Below are 14,203 nucleotides of genomic sequence, written 5' to 3'. Positions count from 1 at the left end.
CCATGCGCAGACTAGATCCCCGCCGCACGCTCTTCGCGGCCGCTGCCCTCGCGATTCTGCTCGTGTGCGGGGTCGCGGCCGCGGTCGAACACATCACCGCGAGCCGCGACGCGCGGCAGTCGGCAGTTGGTGAGCTCGCCGACCAAGCCGCCTCGACCACCGAACTCGTCGCCGGGCAAGCCGCCCGGATCCTCCAGTTCGGCGCATCGGATCGACTGGACGATCTTCTTGCGAGCGCGATCGACGCATCGCAGGGCGCGGCGGTCGCAGTCTCGGCCTTTGGTGCGGACGGGGATCTCGTCGCGGCATCCGGCAACGCCGCCGGTTCCGGGATGACAGAAGTGGCGGGGGAGGCGCTGTCCGGCGAGATCGCGTCGGCCGAAGACGGTCTCGTCGTTGCCGTGCCCGTGCGTGGCAACGACGGCGCCGTTCTCGGAGCAATCGTGAGCCGCTGGGATCCGGCCGGAATGCTAGCCGAGGCGGACGCGACCGTGATGCACCAGGCACGCATCGCGCTGATCGACCTGGCCGCGATGGTGAGCATCCTGATGTGTCTTGTCGTGATCGGCATCACCCGTCCGCTCGGGCGTCTGAGCGGACGGATCGTCACCCTTGCCGCGAAAGAGTACGAGGCACCGGTTCCCGGCCGTGACCGCCGGGACGAACTCGGCGCGATCGCCTGCGCGGTCGACGAGATGCGCATCGCGCTGGAAGCGGGCGAGGCGGCCCGCCTCGAGGCGGTTTTCAAGTCATCCGCCTTCACGCAATCCTCGGCCGCGATGATGCTCGTCGGCCGGGACCACCGGATCCGCTACGTGAACGGCGCCGTCTGCGAGCTTATGACGGCCTACCAGCCGGTCTTCTCGAAAACCGTCCCGGGCTTCGACGCCGCCAACCTCGTCGGTTTCGAGATCGCCAGCTTTCATGACCGCCCGGACAGGATCCGGGATCTCCTCGACAATCCCGCGCGGCTTCCCTTCGAGACGGACATTGCCATGGGCGACGCCCGCTTCCACCTCGACATCAATGCGATCTACGACGATGCGGGCAGCTTTGCCGGGGTCGTGGTGGAGTGGCAGGACGTGACCGAGCTTCGGACGCGCGAGGCCCTGGTCGAGATGATCGAGTCGGAGCAGGTGAAGGCGGAGTTCCACCCCGACGGCACCCTTGCCCGTGCCAACGCCCCGTTCTGCGCGGTGATGGGCGAGGCCGCCGAGGCTCTCAAAGGCCGCCAGCTGGGCTCGATGCTGGCCCTCTCGACCGCCGAGGAGGACCACCTGCGCCGGAGGAACGATCTCGTCGGCTCCCTGATCGAGAATGGGAGCATTCCGGACAAGTTCCGCCTCGAAGGCGGCGGTGTGGTCGACGGGATCCTCGGCCTCGTGAAGGACAGCGCCGGCAATCCCTACCGCATCGTTCTTCTCGGCCGGGACGTGACCGCCGCCGAAGCCGAGATGGCCGCCGCAGAAGCGCGACAGGCGGAGATGGTCCGGCGTCAGGAAGAGGTCGTCGATGCGCTCGGCGTGGCTCTCGGCCGGATTGCGCAAGGAGATCTGACCACTCGCCTGTCGGACTCGCTGCCGCAGGACTACGATCAACTCAAGGCAGATTTCAACGCGGCGCTCGACGCGCTCTCGAGTGCCGTCACCGAAGTGGCGGAGAGCGCCAGCACGCTCCGCGGCGAAGCCCGCGAGATCAGCTCCTCCGCGGACAGCCTGTCCCGGCGCACGGAGCAGAACGCCGCGACGCTGGAGCAATCCGCCGCGGCCCTCGAGCAGCTGACGGCCTCGGTCAGCTCATCCGCGAAAGGCGCCGACGAGGCCAACCGCATCGTCGGCGATGCGCGGGACAGGGCCCTTCAGAGCGGTGAAGTCGTTCGGGAGGCCGAACAGGCCATGTCCGAGATCGAGACGTCCTCGCAAAAGATCGTGAAGATCATCGACGTGATCGAGGATATCGCCTTCCAGACCAACCTGCTCGCCCTCAATGCCGGTGTCGAGGCGGCACGGGCCGGGGAGGCAGGCCGCGGCTTCGCCGTCGTCGCCTCCGAGGTCCGGGCGCTTGCTCAGCGTTCCTCCGAGGCCGCGCGGGAGATCAACGGCCTGATCTCCTCGAGCTCGACCCAGGTCGGCCGCGGTGTCGACCTGGTGAACCGTGCCGGAAAGGCGCTCTCCGAGATCGTCGCCTCGGTCACCGACATCTCCGGTCATGTCGAACGGATCGCCACATCGGCGAACGAGCAGTCCCTCGGCGTCTCCGAGATCAACACGGCGGTCACACAACTCGACCGGGCGACGCAGCAGAACGCCGCCATGTTCGAGGAGACGAGCGCCGCCGCTCATTCGCTGAACGCGGTGTCCGAGGGGCTCGCCCGCGCCGTCGAGCGGTTCGACATCGGAGCGCGCCCCGCCGCGGAGACGCGTCCGCGGCCACAGACGCAGCCACGGACGCCCTCGCCAGCCCCCGTCGCCTACGCGTCACGTGGGGCGACAGCGGGCTCCTCCGCGCTCGCCGAGGATGCCGATTGGGAGGACTTCTGAGCGCCGACAGGCAGGGCCGTCCGGCACGCAGGGCACGCGCTTGCGACCGGGGCGGCCCTTGCGGCTCCTCCGTGCCATCCTTAAGACTCGACCATCCCGAGACCCGAAGCCCGACCGGGCCGCACCACACGAGGCAGATCTCATGCAAGACCCCAGAGAAACCTACATGAACCTCGTGCCGATGGTCGTCGAACAGACCAGCCGGGGCGAGCGCGCCTACGACATCTTCTCCCGCCTCCTCAAGGAGCGGATCGTCTTCGTGAACGGCCCCGTCCATGACGGCATGAGCCAGCTCGTCGTGGCGCAGCTCCTTCACCTCGAGGCTGAGAATCCGTCGAAGGAAATCTCGATGTACATCAACTCTCCGGGTGGCGTCGTGACCTCCGGTTTGTCGATCTACGACACGATGCAGTACATCAAGCCCAAGGTCTCCACCCTCGTCATCGGCCAGGCCGCATCGATGGGCTCGCTTCTGCTGACCGCTGGCGAAAAGGGCATGCGGTTCTCCCTGCCCAACAGCCGGATCATGGTCCACCAGCCCTCCGGTGGCTACCAGGGCCAGGCGACGGACATCATGATCCACGCCCAGGAAACGCAGAAGCTCAAAGAGCGGCTGAACCAGATTTACGTCAAGCATACCGGACAGACCCTGAAGAAGGTCGAGGCCGCGCTGGAGCGGGACAACTTCATGTCCCCCGAGGAGGCGAAGGACTGGGGCCTGATCGACGAGATCGTCGAGAGCCGCAAGGCGGTCGAGGATCGCACGGGCGGCGGCGCCTCCTGATGATCCGGGGTCGCGGGGCGCGCGCGAACCACGGCAGGAGCGCCGCGCCGCGGTGCCGGTCCGCGGCGGTCTTGCGCCGCCGCAGATCCATCGCCAGATTCGGCGTTGTAGTGCCCGGACCGCTGGCCTAACCTTTCCGGACGCCGCGCTCCATGCGCGGCGGCCCGGCGTTTGATGCGAAGAAACGGGCCCCGGCCCAGGAGACACCGATGGCGAATTCTTCCGGCGGCGACAGCAAGAACACGCTCTACTGCTCCTTCTGCGGAAAGAGCCAGCATGAGGTGCGCAAGCTGATCGCGGGACCGACAGTGTTCATCTGCGACGAATGCGTCGAGCTGTGCATGGACATCATCCGCGAGGAGACCAAGACCGCCGGCCTCAAATCCTCCGACGGCGTACCGACGCCGAAGGAGATCTGCGAGGTCCTCGATGATTACGTGATCGGGCAGACCCATGCCAAGCGCGTGCTGTCCGTCGCGGTGCACAACCATTACAAGCGACTGAACCACGCCTCGAAATCCGCGGAGATCGAGCTGGCGAAGTCGAACATCCTGCTGATCGGCCCGACGGGCTGCGGCAAGACCTACCTTGCCCAGACGCTCGCCCGGATCCTCGACGTGCCGTTCACCATGGCGGATGCGACGACGCTGACCGAGGCGGGCTATGTCGGCGAGGATGTCGAGAACATCATCCTCAAGCTGCTCCAGGCCAGCGAGTACAACGTCGAGCGGGCGCAACGCGGCATCGTCTATATCGACGAGGTCGACAAGATCACCCGCAAGTCGGACAATCCGTCCATAACCCGCGACGTGTCGGGGGAGGGCGTGCAGCAGGCGCTCCTGAAGATCATGGAGGGCACCGTGGCCTCCGTGCCGCCGCAGGGTGGGCGCAAGCATCCCCAGCAGGAGTTCCTGCAGGTGGACACGACCAACATCCTCTTCATCTGTGGCGGCGCCTTCGCGGGGCTCGACCGGATCATCAGCCAGCGCGGCAAGGGCAGCGCCATGGGCTTCGGGGCGGATGTCAAGGACGAGGCAAACCAGGACATCGGCGAGCTCTTCACCCAGCTCGAGCCCGAGGATCTGCTGAAGTTCGGCCTGATTCCCGAATTCGTCGGCCGTCTGCCGGTGATCGCGACGCTGACCAACCTCGACGAGGAAGCCCTGGTCACCATCCTGACGGCGCCGAAGAACGCGATCGTCAAGCAGTACCAGCGCCTGTTCGAACTGGAAGAGACGCAGCTGACCTTCACCGACGATGCGCTCAGCGCCATCGCCCGCCGAGCCATCGCCCGCAAGACCGGCGCGCGCGGCCTTCGCTCGATCATGGAGGACATCCTGCTCGAGACGATGTTCGAGCTTCCGGGGCTCGACGGTGTCGAGGAAGTGGTCGTCAACGAGGAAGCCGTGAACTCGGAGGCCTCGCCGCTGATGATCTACGCTGATGCCAAGAAGGACAGCGCCAGCGCAGGCTGATCCCTCCTGACAGGATGCGATATGCGGGCCGGGCGCTGTCATGGCGTCCGGCCCGTCTTGCTCTCGGGCACGAGTGACGGAGACCCTTCGATCCTGAAGCCGCATCCCCGCGCCGGCTCCCCTTCGTGACTGGACGGCGGGCGCGTGGCGTTGCATAGCTGGGCGGACTGAACGAGAGGCGGATATGGGCATTCTGAACACGCTGCTGCGCGCCGTCACGTGGTGGAACGGGCAGACGCTGAACACGCAATTCTTCACCTGGCGCAATGGCGTCAAGGTCGGAGAGGACGATGCGGGGAACATCTTCTACCGTTCCAAGACCGGTGATCGTCGCTGGGTGATCTTCAACGGCATGGCCGAAGCGAGCCGGGTCAGCCCCGACTGGCATGGGTGGCTGCACCACACCTTCGAGGATCCGCCAGCCGAACGCCCGCTTCAGCACAAGCCCTGGGAAAAGCCGCACCTGCCGAACCTGACCGGGACGGACGAGGCCTACGCGCCGGCGGGATCGATCCGCCGCGTCGAGCCGGCCCCGCGGAGCGATTACGAGGCATGGAGCCCGGAATGATCGCACGCGCTTGCGCAGGTCTAGCGCTGTTTCTGTCTGCCAATGCAGCAGTGGCGCAGGACGATCAGATCCCCGAGTATACCGGCCCGGAGCGCGCCGCCTCGGCGGTCGCCGCGGAAATCCGCGTGCTCGACAAGCTGACGGGCGATCTCAAGGATCTGCAGATCGCCCGTGGTACGATGGGAACCTACGGCCGGCTGAACATCGTGCTCGGCGACTGCCGGTATCCCGAGGAGGACCCCTCGTCCGACGCCTATGCCTGGCTGGAAATCCGGGATGACGCGATGGACGAGCCAGCCTTCACGGGCTGGATGGTCGCTTCCTCACCGGCGCTGAATGCGCTCGACCACGTGCGTTACGACGTCTGGGTGCTGCGCTGCATCACGGTCTGAGCGGACGGGGCGGGGGAGGCGGCATCGAACGTCGCGTCCACGTCCAGTCCCTCCCGGAGCATCTGGTGGTAGGCCGTGCGGGGGACGTCGCACGCGCCGAGGCGCTTGAGGTGCGGGGTCGTGAATTGCGTGTCGAATAGCACGAAGCCTGACTGGCGGAGCCGGTCCATCAGGTAGACGAGGGCGATCTTGCTGGCGTCCGTCCGCCGGCTGAACATGCTCTCACCGAAGAAGATGCCGCCGAGCGAGACGCCGTACACCCCGCCGACGAGGTCCGTCCCCCGCCGCACCTCGATCGAATGGGCGAAGCCGCGTTCATGGAGGCTGCCGTAGAGGGCGCGGATCTGAGGGTTGATCCAGGTCTCCTCGCGATCAGCGCAGCCGGCCATCACGCCATCGAAATCGGTATCGAAGCTGATCGAAACCTCGTCGCGCAGGATCGTGCGGCGAAGGGATCGGGAGATGTGGAGGCCGCCCATGGGCAGGATGCCGCGGACCTCCGGATCGACCCAGTAGATCTCGGGGGACGTACTGCTCTCCGCCATGGGAAAGATCCCGGCGGCGTAGGCACGAAGGAGGATCGACGGTGTGAGCGCGAGCTCCATTCGGGTCTCCGATAGGCCGACAATCCGCGGCGCCGCTCAATGACGTGAGCGACGCCGCTGATGTCGGAGGTCCTGCCGGAGCGCCAGGCGGGCGAGCCCGCTTTCTCAGGCTCCGGCGTTTTCGAGCCAGGTCTCGAGCCAGTGAATGTCGTAGTTTCCGGCCTGGACGTCCTCGTTGTCGAGAAGAGCGTCGAAGAGCGGAACCGTGGTGTCGATCCCGTCCACCACCAGCTCGCCAAGGGCCCGGCGAAGGCGCGCAAGCGCTTCGGGGCGGTCCCGGCCGTGGACGATCAGCTTGGCGATCAGGCTGTCGTAGTAGGGCGGGATCTTGTAGCCGCCATAGAGCGCCGAATCCATCCGCACACCGAGGCCGCCCGGCGCATGGAAGGTGCGCACGGTGCCGGGGCAGGGGGAGAAGCTGGGCAGCCGCTCCGCATTGATCCGCGCCTCGATGGCGTGCCCGGAGGGGACCAGCTCGTCCTGCGTGAACGACAGCGGCAGGCCTTGCGCGATGCGGATTTGCTCCCGCACGAGGTCGACGCCGAAGACCGCCTCGGTCACCGGATGCTCGACCTGAAGCCGCGTGTTCATCTCGATGAAGTAGAACTCGCCGTTCTCGTAGAGGAACTCGATCGTGCCGGCACCGGAGTAGCCGATGGAGGCGACGGCGTCGGCACAGACCTTGCCGATACGGGCGCGGGTCGCGGCGTCGATCGCCGGGCCGGGCGCTTCTTCGAGAACCTTCTGGTGGCGCCGCTGGAGCGAGCAATCCCGCTCCCCGAGATGCACCGCGCTGCCCTTGCCGTCACCGAAGACCTGGATCTCGATGTGACGCGGCTGACCGAGATACTTCTCGATGTAGACCTCGTCGTTGCCGAAGGCGTTGCGGGCTTCGCTGCGGGCGCTGTGGAAGGCGTTGTCGATGTCTGCGGGCGTCTTGGCGAGCTTCATGCCGCGTCCGCCGCCGCCGGCCGTGGCCTTGATGATGACCGGGTACCCGATCTCCTCGGCAACCTTGCGCGCGGTGTCCACGTCGGGAACGCCGCCATCGGAGCCGGGGACACACGGCACGCCGAGCGCCTTCATCGTCTCCTTGGCGGTGATCTTGTCGCCCATGATGCGGATATGCTCCGCGGACGGGCCGATGAAGGTCAGGCCGTGATCCTCCACCACCTGCACGAAGGCGGCGTTCTCGGACAGGAAGCCGTAGCCCGGATGGATCGCCTCGGCGCCCGTGATCTCGCAGGCGGAGATGATGGCCGGGACGGACAGGTAGCTCTGCGCCGAGGAGGGCGGCCCGATGCAGACGCTCTCGTCCGCAAGGCGGACATGCATCGCGTCACTGTCGGCGGTGGAATGCACGGCAACGGAGCCGATGCCCATTTCCCGGCAGGCCCGGATGACGCGCAGCGCGATCTCGCCGCGGTTTGCGATCAGGATCTTGTCGAACATCACTCGATGATCATCAGGGGAGCGCCGAACTCGACCGGCCCGCCATTCTCCACGAGGATGCGGCGGACGGTTCCGGAATGGGGCGCGGGGATCTGGTTCATGGTCTTCATCGCCTCGACGATGAGGAGCGTCTGTCCCTCCTTGACGGCATCGCCCACCGAAACGAACGGTGCCGCGTTCGGCTCGGCCGCGAGGTAGATCGTGCCGACCATGGGAGAGGTGACGGCGCCCGGATGCTCGGCCGGATCCTCGGGCTCGGCAGGCGCGCCGCTTGCGGGCTGCGGCTGCGCCGTGGTCGGCGCCGGGGACGCGGCCGGTGCAGCGTGCGCGATGTGCTGCACCTGCGGCGCGGCCTGCGCATGCCGGCTGACGCGCACATTCAGGGAATCGTCTTCCCCATACTCGCGGTTGACCTCGATCTCCGTGAGGTCCTTCGCGCGCAAGAGTTCCGCCAGAGCCTCAATAAAGGCTACGTCGGCATCCTGACTTTCCCTCGTCATGCGTACCCCGCTCAGGTTCTTTAGATCGCACCCCTCTAACCCAAGCGCTTAAGACATGAAAGCGTCCATGAGCGGTCCCTTGCCGTCCTCTCGCGGCGCATGACCACCGAGCCGCGCGGCGCCGGACGCAGCTGTCCGCGCTGCTCCGGAACCATCCGCAGGCGCAGGGTCGGCGTTCTTCTGGCGCGCGCACCGGCGACGGGGCTGACGCTCAGGCGGCAACCCGCCATGACGGGAACATTGACGTTGCGGTGCCCGCGCGGACGTGATCTCGTCAGACATAAGCCCTTTTCAGACGGCGGATTTTAGAACGTGTGTCCATTTCCGCAGGACCCCTTGCTCGACCTGTTGCGCCGGCTCCCGGGGCATCTTTTCGCCGTCGTCGATGGCGCGCTGGCGCCGGGCGCGCCGCTGCACCTGTCGGACCTCGATCCAAGGCCCCTCTATCTCGGCGGGAGCGGCACGGCCTCGATGATGTCGGGCCCTCACCTGGTGAACTGCCCGACCGGTCACGCGCTCGATCTCGTGCGTCAGGCCATTCCGCCGGAGGCCATCGTCTGGTGGTCCTTTCCGGGCGAGAGCGCAGCCAGTGCGGAGGAGACGGCGTTTCGGCACATCCGGGGTCTCGGCATGGTCGAGATTCCCCGCAATCGTCCTGATGCGGGAGCACGGACGCGGGCCGGCGGGGCGGAGGGCTACGAGGCTGTCCTGTTCCGCCACGCCGATCCCAACGTTCTGGTCCATCTTCTGCCGGTGATGACGCCGGCGCAGGCCGCGCGGCTCCTCGGCGAGGCTTTGGCGATCAATTTCGATGCAACGCGCAACGGCGGCCTCCGCCATGCCGCGAGGCCGTCGGACCTGCCACCTGCACCGACGGGCCTCCTGCGCCTCGAATTGCCGCAATACAATGCGCTCACGAATGCGCGCCTCCATGCCAGCCATGTCCGCATCGCGGCGTATCTGGCGAAGCACCGTCTTGAGGGGATGGAGCATCTCGACGAGGCGGCGCTTCTCGATATCGCCAAGCGGTCGGACGCGTCCGGACGGCCGCTCGGGCTCAAATCGGAGAAGGCTCATTCCCGGTGGGCCTACCTGATGATGATGACGGGTGGCCAGGTCGCCGAAGATGACACCGCCCGGGACTTCGTCCGCTCCGGTCCCGATCCCGAACGCCGCGTGCGGCAACTGATCGATGAAGCGGCGGCGGCGATCCGGCGGGACGGCTTTGCTTCCGCGGGAGGCGCGCGATGAGCGGGTACGGCGAGGCCGGCGCGATCGGCGGGCGCGTCGCCGGCGGTGTGGTCGGCGGGGCGATCGGCTCGTTCCTCGGACCCCTCGGAACGCTCGCGGGCCGGGCCATCGGCTCCCGTCTGGGCGGCATGGCCGGACGGGCGGCGGCGGAAGCGGTCGCCAGCGCCATGACGGACGCGAACGAGGATGCCGAGGAGATGTCCGACGAGGATGCCTCCACCTCCTGCGCCGAGTGCGGAGAAATCGATTGTTTCACTCCGCCGGACGGCGCGGATCCCGAGGAATTCCGCCGCCAGCTCAAGGAGCAGCAGGACGCCATCAACGAGATGTCCCCGGACGAGATCCTCGGCAACATGGAGCGCTACGCGAATGAAGGGCGCGGGGCAGGAGATGCAGCGGCCCGGCGCGCGGCGCGCGATGCCTACAGGACGCGCGAGACGCGGAACCGCACAACCGAACTGCGCCGCCAGGGTCTCAGCCGTCCGGATGCCGAAGCGCAGGCGGGACAAGAGGTCGCCGAGGCGATGCGGTCGCTCGATGCGCTCCACGCCCCGGACGGAATCGCCGGCGGGGACGGTACGATTTCAGGCCTTGGCAACCGTTCGGTCAATCGCTCCATCGGTGGTCAGTGGAAGAACGGACGGGCGGACCAGCTGAAGGATATCGCCGAGCAATCCCAGCGCGAAGGAATGGAGAAAATGGATGTCGAGCTCGATATCTGTCCCGAAGACGGGGAAGCGGGTAGTGGTGGGACCGAGTCCGGCGCGGGTTCGGGCGACGGTGATGGGAGCGGACAGGGCGATACGCCGATGGTGTGATCCCATCGGACCCAATGACGGACAGGCGGATCCAGGCCATGTCCGGAGAAGGGGAGGCCGCCGCTGTCCTCCTCCCAGACGCCCCGGTTCTTGCGCGGGCGGATATTCGAATGACTGAAGGAAGCTGACATGGCAGACGACATCGGCGAGGACCTCGAATACGCCATCGAGAAATTCGGCCCCGTCTCGGAGCATGCCCCGATGCCTGCGTCGACCCTGTCGAGGCTAGGCGGCCGCGTTCCGGACACGCTTGTCGCGTGGTGGAGGCGCTACGGTCAAAGCAGCATCCTGAACGGCGAGTTTCAGGTGGTGGATCCCGAGGAGTATCGTCCGCTTCTCGAGGCCCTGTTTCGCGGTGATCCCGATTTCGAAGCGTCGACGACCCACGTCTTCGCCATCGGCGCGACCGGGGGCCTCGACTGCTGGTCCGAGACCTGGGGCGATCTGTCCATCGGGACCTTCCCGAACCGACTGATCTCCGAGAAGTTCATCCACCGAGAGGCGCAGCGCGACGATATCGACCTCGGCACCGTCTTCTCCATGGCCGACGATTCAGGGGCAGACCCCTATGACGAGAAGGGGCGGGACCTCCTGCCGAAGATCCGCAAGCTGCACGGTCCGCTGGACTACGGGCAGATCTACGCCCCGAAGCTTCATCCGGCCCTCGGCGGGCCCCGGTCCGCGGAGAACTTCCGGCCCGCTTCGGCGCTCGAAGCGATCTCCCTCATCCATCAGGCCGAGCCGGTCATCCTCACCGACGCGTCCGTCTTCCCCCCGAAGGACATCCGGGTGATCGGGCAGGGGTGAGGCGCGGTCAGGCCGTCAGCAGACGGCCGTACAGCGTTTCAAGAAAGGTCTGCGGCGTATCGGAGGTGTCCGCCTCTTCGCCGAGCAGGCGGCGGATCTGCGCATCGTAATCCGCGTAGTTCTGGGTCAGGGCCCAGACCGAGATCAGCAGGTGCGGTGCATCGACAGGGGGGATGCGTCCCTCGGCGCACCAGCTTCGGATGAGGTCCATCTTGGACTGTACGATCCGGCGCAGGGACTCCAGCGTCTCTCCTTCGAGATGAGGCCCGCCCTGCAGGATCTCGTTCGCGAGGAGGCGGCTTTCGCGGGGCATCGTGCGCGTCTGCTGCAGCTTGCGCCGGACGTAGGACACAAGCTCTTCCCTCGGATCGCCGTCGGGGTCGATGGAGGTGAGCGGAACGCCCCATGTGTCGATCAGACTCGTCAGAAGAGCGCGGTACAGCTCCTCCTTTCGCGAGAAATAATACAGCAGGTTCGCCTTGGAGAGCCCCGCGGCGCGGGCGATGTTCGCGATCGAGGCGCCGTGGAACCCGTGGGCCGAGAATTCGTCGAGCGCCGCGCGGAGGATGATCTTCCGGTTGCGCTGTTGAATCAGGGTTTCCGCGCGCCGCGGCTCGCCACCTAGTCGTGGCTCTTGTATTTTGGGTGACATTGGCTCTCACTCGAAAAAAACGCGGCCGGAACGCAGACCGCTTGACTGGTACACCGCGATTGGTAGCGTCAAAATCCGGGGTCGGTCAAATGGTTCGGCCATTTTATCCAAGTATCACAAGGGGATCGCATTATGGCCGATGGTAGGGGCGGGAGCCACGGTGCGACGCCGAACGATCTGGACGCCTTCTGGATGCCGTTCACGGCGAACCGGCAATTCAAGGCGGCGCCGCGCATGTTCGTCGCCGCGGAAGGGATGCACTACACGACGCAGGACGGCCGGCAGGTTCTCGACGGCACGGCCGGGCTCTGGTGCTGCAATGCCGGGCACGGTCAGCCCCGCATCATCGAGGCGATCCGGGAGCAGGCCGGTATCCTCGACTACGCCCCGGCCTTCCAGATGGGCCACCCCAAGGCCTTCGAACTCGCCTCCGCGCTCAGGGACATGGCGCCCGAGCCGTTCGAGCACGTCTTCTTTACCAATTCGGGGTCCGAGAGCGTCGAGACCGCCCTCAAGATCGCTCTGGCCTATCACAAGGCGCGCGGCGAGGGCGGCCGGACCCGCCTGATCGGGCGCGAGCGCGGCTATCACGGCGTGAATTTCGGCGGGATCTCCGTCGGCGGCATCGTGACCAACCGAAAGGCGTTCGGCACGCTTCTCGCCGGCGTCGATCACCTGCCGCACACCCATATCCCGCAGAACGCCTTCACCCGCGGCCAGCCCGAGCACGGCGCACATCTGGCGGACGAGCTGGAGCGGATCGTCGCCCTCCATGGCGCCGAGACCATCGCCGCGGTGATCGTCGAGCCGATGGCCGGATCCACCGGGGTCCTGTTGCCGCCGAAGGGATACCTGAAGCGCCTGCGCGAGATCACCGAGCGGCACGGCATCCTCCTGATCTTCGATGAGGTCATCACCGGGTTCGGCCGCCTCGGTGCCTCATTCGCCGCCGAGCGTTTCGACGTGATGCCCGACCTCATCACCTGCGCCAAGGGCCTGACGAACGGCGTGATCCCGATGGGCGCGGTTTTGGCGACGTCCGAGATCCACGACGCCTTCATGCAGGGGCCCGGCCACCTGATCGAGCTCTTTCACGGCTATACCTATTCCGGCAATCCCATCGCCGCGGCGGCCGGCCTTGCGACCTTGCGCACCTACCGCGAGGACGGCCTCTTCGAACGGGCGGACGGCCTTGCCGGTTACTGGGAGGAGGCCCTGCATTCCCTTGCCGGTCTGCCCCATGTCATCGACGTGCGGAACATGGGCCTCATTGGCGCCATCGAACTGGAGCCGATCGAGGGCGCTCCGACCAAGCGCGCGTTCCAGGCCTTCCTCAATGCCTACGACAAGGGCATCCTCATCCGCACCACTGGGGATATCATCGCCCTGTCCCCGCCGCTGATCATCGAGAAGGCCCATATCGACGAGCTGATCGGCACGCTGGGCGAGGTGCTCTCCGCCCTGGACTAGGAGGCGAGCATGTCGCGGTAGGCGTCGACCGGCCCGGTCGACCGGGCGAAGTCGCGCGCGGTGCAGTAAGCCTCGCGGGCGATCTCCTCCCGCATGTCCTGCGCGCCGAGCAGCATCCGGACCTTCTCGCCGAGGTCGGAGAAATCCCAGGCCAGCGGAACGTAGGTCTCCCAAGGGCGATACAGATCGGGCAGCGTCCTCAGGTGATCCATGGAGGGCTTCAGCAGCACCGCGCCCGCAAGGATCGCCTCGACATCGCGCCAGCAGAGCTCTCCGCTGCCGAACGGGGAGAAGCAGAGCTTCGAGCGACCGAGCTCGGCCATGTACTCGGCCCAGGGAAGCCCGCCGCCCGTCGCCGCCGAGATGTCGCCGATCCGATCCACCTGCGCCTCGGCGTCCTGCCGCATCCGCCCGTACCAGCCATCGCGAGACTTACCGCCAAGGCGCGCGTGCAGGTCGATGGGGCGCGCCTCTCCGCCCTGGCGCGCCGGCTCTCCGCCCTTGCGGAACCGTTCGAAAAGTGTGGGCTCGGTCAGGAAATTGGGAGACAGGCGGAGTTTCGAGATGTCGCCGCCGAGGTCCCGGCCCGGAGCCACGTCCATGTCCAGATCGTAACGCGTGCCGTAGAATTCGCTGAGATTCGAGCCGCCGAGACGGTCCTGCGCGTAGCGGGAGGGGTCCGCGTAAAGCGATTTCTTGAAGTAGAAATCGGCCTCCGGAAGCAGTCTTCCAAAAGATAGCGAAAGACTGGCGACGCTGTCGAAGACGGTCATGCCCGGGCGCGATGGAGGGGATCGCACGCTCTCCAGAAGCCGATCCATCCGGTCCGGATCCGGATCCCAGGGTTGAACGATGACATGATCGGCGTTCTTCAAGCGGCTCGGGATAC

General features: G+C 66.6%; 14 protein-coding genes. 9 read left to right on the top strand and 5 right to left on the bottom strand.

Translation table 11 applies throughout. The features are described 5' to 3' along the window. Nucleotides 1–2: 2 nt before the first annotated feature. The 5 genes from DQG15_RS08340 to DQG15_RS08320 all read left to right on the top strand — a co-directional run bounded on the left by DQG15_RS08340 (nt 3) and on the right by DQG15_RS08320 (nt 5,759). Nucleotides 3–2,540, top strand: a complete 2,538-nt coding sequence (locus DQG15_RS08340; RefSeq protein WP_116084354.1) for a methyl-accepting chemotaxis protein — start codon at nt 3–5, stop codon at nt 2,538–2,540. Between the two features lie 142 nt (nt 2,541–2,682). After that, nucleotides 2,683–3,324 (top strand): ATP-dependent Clp protease proteolytic subunit, encoded by a 642-nt coding sequence (locus DQG15_RS08335; RefSeq protein ID WP_116084352.1) that lies wholly within the window; start codon nt 2,683–2,685, stop codon nt 3,322–3,324. Nucleotides 3,325–3,533: 209 nt separating this feature from the next. Continuing rightward, the gene (gene clpX, locus DQG15_RS08330; protein WP_116084350.1) at nt 3,534–4,799 is read left to right on the top strand and encodes an ATP-dependent Clp protease ATP-binding subunit ClpX; all 1,266 of its coding nucleotides are present in this window, start codon (nt 3,534–3,536) and stop codon (nt 4,797–4,799) included. Nucleotides 4,800–4,983: 184 nt separating this feature from the next. Next, complete coding sequence (locus DQG15_RS08325) at nt 4,984–5,367, top strand: NADH:ubiquinone oxidoreductase subunit NDUFA12 (RefSeq protein ID WP_116084349.1); 384 nt, start codon at nt 4,984–4,986, stop codon at nt 5,365–5,367. Continuing rightward, nucleotides 5,364–5,759, top strand: a complete 396-nt coding sequence (locus DQG15_RS08320; protein ID WP_116084347.1) for a DUF2155 domain-containing protein — start codon at nt 5,364–5,366, stop codon at nt 5,757–5,759. The genes DQG15_RS08325 and DQG15_RS08320 overlap by 4 nt, the downstream gene beginning before the upstream one ends. Here the strand turns inward: DQG15_RS08320 and aat are convergent. The 3 genes from aat to accB form a co-directional block, all read right to left on the bottom strand. Next, nucleotides 5,723–6,364, bottom strand: coding sequence for a leucyl/phenylalanyl-tRNA--protein transferase (gene aat / locus DQG15_RS08315; protein ID WP_116084346.1), 642 nt, complete (start codon nt 6,362–6,364; stop codon nt 5,723–5,725). The genes DQG15_RS08320 and aat overlap by 37 nt on opposite strands. Nucleotides 6,365–6,469: 105 nt before the next feature. Further along, entirely contained in the window at nt 6,470–7,816 is a 1,347-nt protein-coding gene (gene accC / locus DQG15_RS08310; RefSeq protein ID WP_116084344.1) for an acetyl-CoA carboxylase biotin carboxylase subunit, read from the bottom strand. Further along, complete coding sequence (gene accB / locus DQG15_RS08305; RefSeq protein ID WP_116084343.1) at nt 7,816–8,316, bottom strand: acetyl-CoA carboxylase biotin carboxyl carrier protein; 501 nt, start codon at nt 8,314–8,316, stop codon at nt 7,816–7,818. Before accB ends, accC begins: the two co-directional genes overlap by 1 nt. Nucleotides 8,317–8,652: 336 nt before the next feature. On the opposite strand from accB, the gene DQG15_RS08300 reads away from it, so the two are divergent. The 3 genes from DQG15_RS08300 (at nt 8,653) to DQG15_RS08290 (ending at nt 11,192) form a co-directional block, all read left to right on the top strand. Further along, complete coding sequence (locus DQG15_RS08300; RefSeq protein ID WP_157968939.1) at nt 8,653–9,567, top strand: DUF4123 domain-containing protein; 915 nt, start codon at nt 8,653–8,655, stop codon at nt 9,565–9,567. Beyond that, on the top strand, nt 9,564–10,385 hold the full coding sequence (locus DQG15_RS08295; RefSeq protein ID WP_116084339.1) for a polymorphic toxin type 15 domain-containing protein: 822 nt from the start codon (nt 9,564–9,566) through the stop codon (nt 10,383–10,385). The genes DQG15_RS08300 and DQG15_RS08295 overlap by 4 nt, the downstream gene beginning before the upstream one ends. Before the next feature lie 129 nt (nt 10,386–10,514). Beyond that, nucleotides 10,515–11,192: a GAD-like domain-containing protein gene (locus DQG15_RS08290; RefSeq protein ID WP_116084337.1), complete on the top strand. Its 678-nt coding sequence runs from the start codon at nt 10,515–10,517 to the stop codon at nt 11,190–11,192. Nucleotides 11,193–11,199: 7 nt separating this feature from the next. On the opposite strand, the gene DQG15_RS08285 is transcribed toward DQG15_RS08290, so the two are convergent. Then, nucleotides 11,200–11,844 carry a TetR family transcriptional regulator C-terminal domain-containing protein gene (locus DQG15_RS08285; RefSeq protein ID WP_116084336.1) on the bottom strand — a complete coding sequence of 215 codons (645 nt, stop codon included), beginning with the start codon at nt 11,842–11,844 and terminating at the stop codon, nt 11,200–11,202. Between the two features lie 132 nt (nt 11,845–11,976). On the opposite strand from DQG15_RS08285, the gene DQG15_RS08280 reads away from it, so the two are divergent. Further along, nucleotides 11,977–13,314, top strand: a complete 1,338-nt coding sequence (locus tag DQG15_RS08280) for an aspartate aminotransferase family protein (protein ID WP_116084334.1) — start codon at nt 11,977–11,979, stop codon at nt 13,312–13,314. Here DQG15_RS08280 and DQG15_RS08275 read toward each other — a convergent pair. Continuing rightward, complete coding sequence (locus tag DQG15_RS08275) at nt 13,311–14,087, bottom strand: hypothetical protein (RefSeq protein ID WP_157968938.1); 777 nt, start codon at nt 14,085–14,087, stop codon at nt 13,311–13,313. The genes DQG15_RS08280 and DQG15_RS08275 overlap by 4 nt on opposite strands. Nucleotides 14,088–14,203 lie beyond the last annotated feature (116 nt).

Origin of the sequence: Tropicimonas sp. IMCC34011, from assembly GCF_003390865.1 — a bacterium.
In the GTDB taxonomy this organism is placed as follows: Bacteria; Pseudomonadota; Alphaproteobacteria; order Rhodobacterales; family Rhodobacteraceae; genus Tropicimonas_B.
Note: the sequence above shows the minus strand (reverse complement) of the source record. Positions and strands in the feature narration are given on the sequence as shown.

Coding starts and splice junctions, on each gene's coding strand:
- DQG15_RS08325 (WP_116084349.1), top strand. CDS start 4,984: ATGGGCATTCTGAACACGCTGCTGCGCGCCGTCACGTGGTGGAACGGG.
- DQG15_RS08295 (WP_116084339.1), top strand. CDS start 9,564: ATGAGCGGGTACGGCGAGGCCGGCGCGATCGGCGGGCGCGTCGCCGGC.
- clpX (WP_116084350.1), top strand. CDS start 3,534: ATGGCGAATTCTTCCGGCGGCGACAGCAAGAACACGCTCTACTGCTCC.
- DQG15_RS08320 (WP_116084347.1), top strand. CDS start 5,364: ATGATCGCACGCGCTTGCGCAGGTCTAGCGCTGTTTCTGTCTGCCAAT.
- DQG15_RS08290 (WP_116084337.1), top strand. CDS start 10,515: ATGGCAGACGACATCGGCGAGGACCTCGAATACGCCATCGAGAAATTC.
- aat (WP_116084346.1), bottom strand. CDS start 6,364: ATGGAGCTCGCGCTCACACCGTCGATCCTCCTTCGTGCCTACGCCGCC.
- DQG15_RS08280 (WP_116084334.1), top strand. CDS start 11,977: ATGGCCGATGGTAGGGGCGGGAGCCACGGTGCGACGCCGAACGATCTG.
- accB (WP_116084343.1), bottom strand. CDS start 8,316: ATGACGAGGGAAAGTCAGGATGCCGACGTAGCCTTTATTGAGGCTCTG.
- accC (WP_116084344.1), bottom strand. CDS start 7,816: ATGTTCGACAAGATCCTGATCGCAAACCGCGGCGAGATCGCGCTGCGC.
- DQG15_RS08285 (WP_116084336.1), bottom strand. CDS start 11,844: ATGTCACCCAAAATACAAGAGCCACGACTAGGTGGCGAGCCGCGGCGC.
- DQG15_RS08275 (WP_157968938.1), bottom strand. CDS start 14,087: ATGACCGTCTTCGACAGCGTCGCCAGTCTTTCGCTATCTTTTGGAAGA.
- DQG15_RS08340 (WP_116084354.1), top strand. CDS start 3: ATGCGCAGACTAGATCCCCGCCGCACGCTCTTCGCGGCCGCTGCCCTC.
- DQG15_RS08335 (WP_116084352.1), top strand. CDS start 2,683: ATGCAAGACCCCAGAGAAACCTACATGAACCTCGTGCCGATGGTCGTC.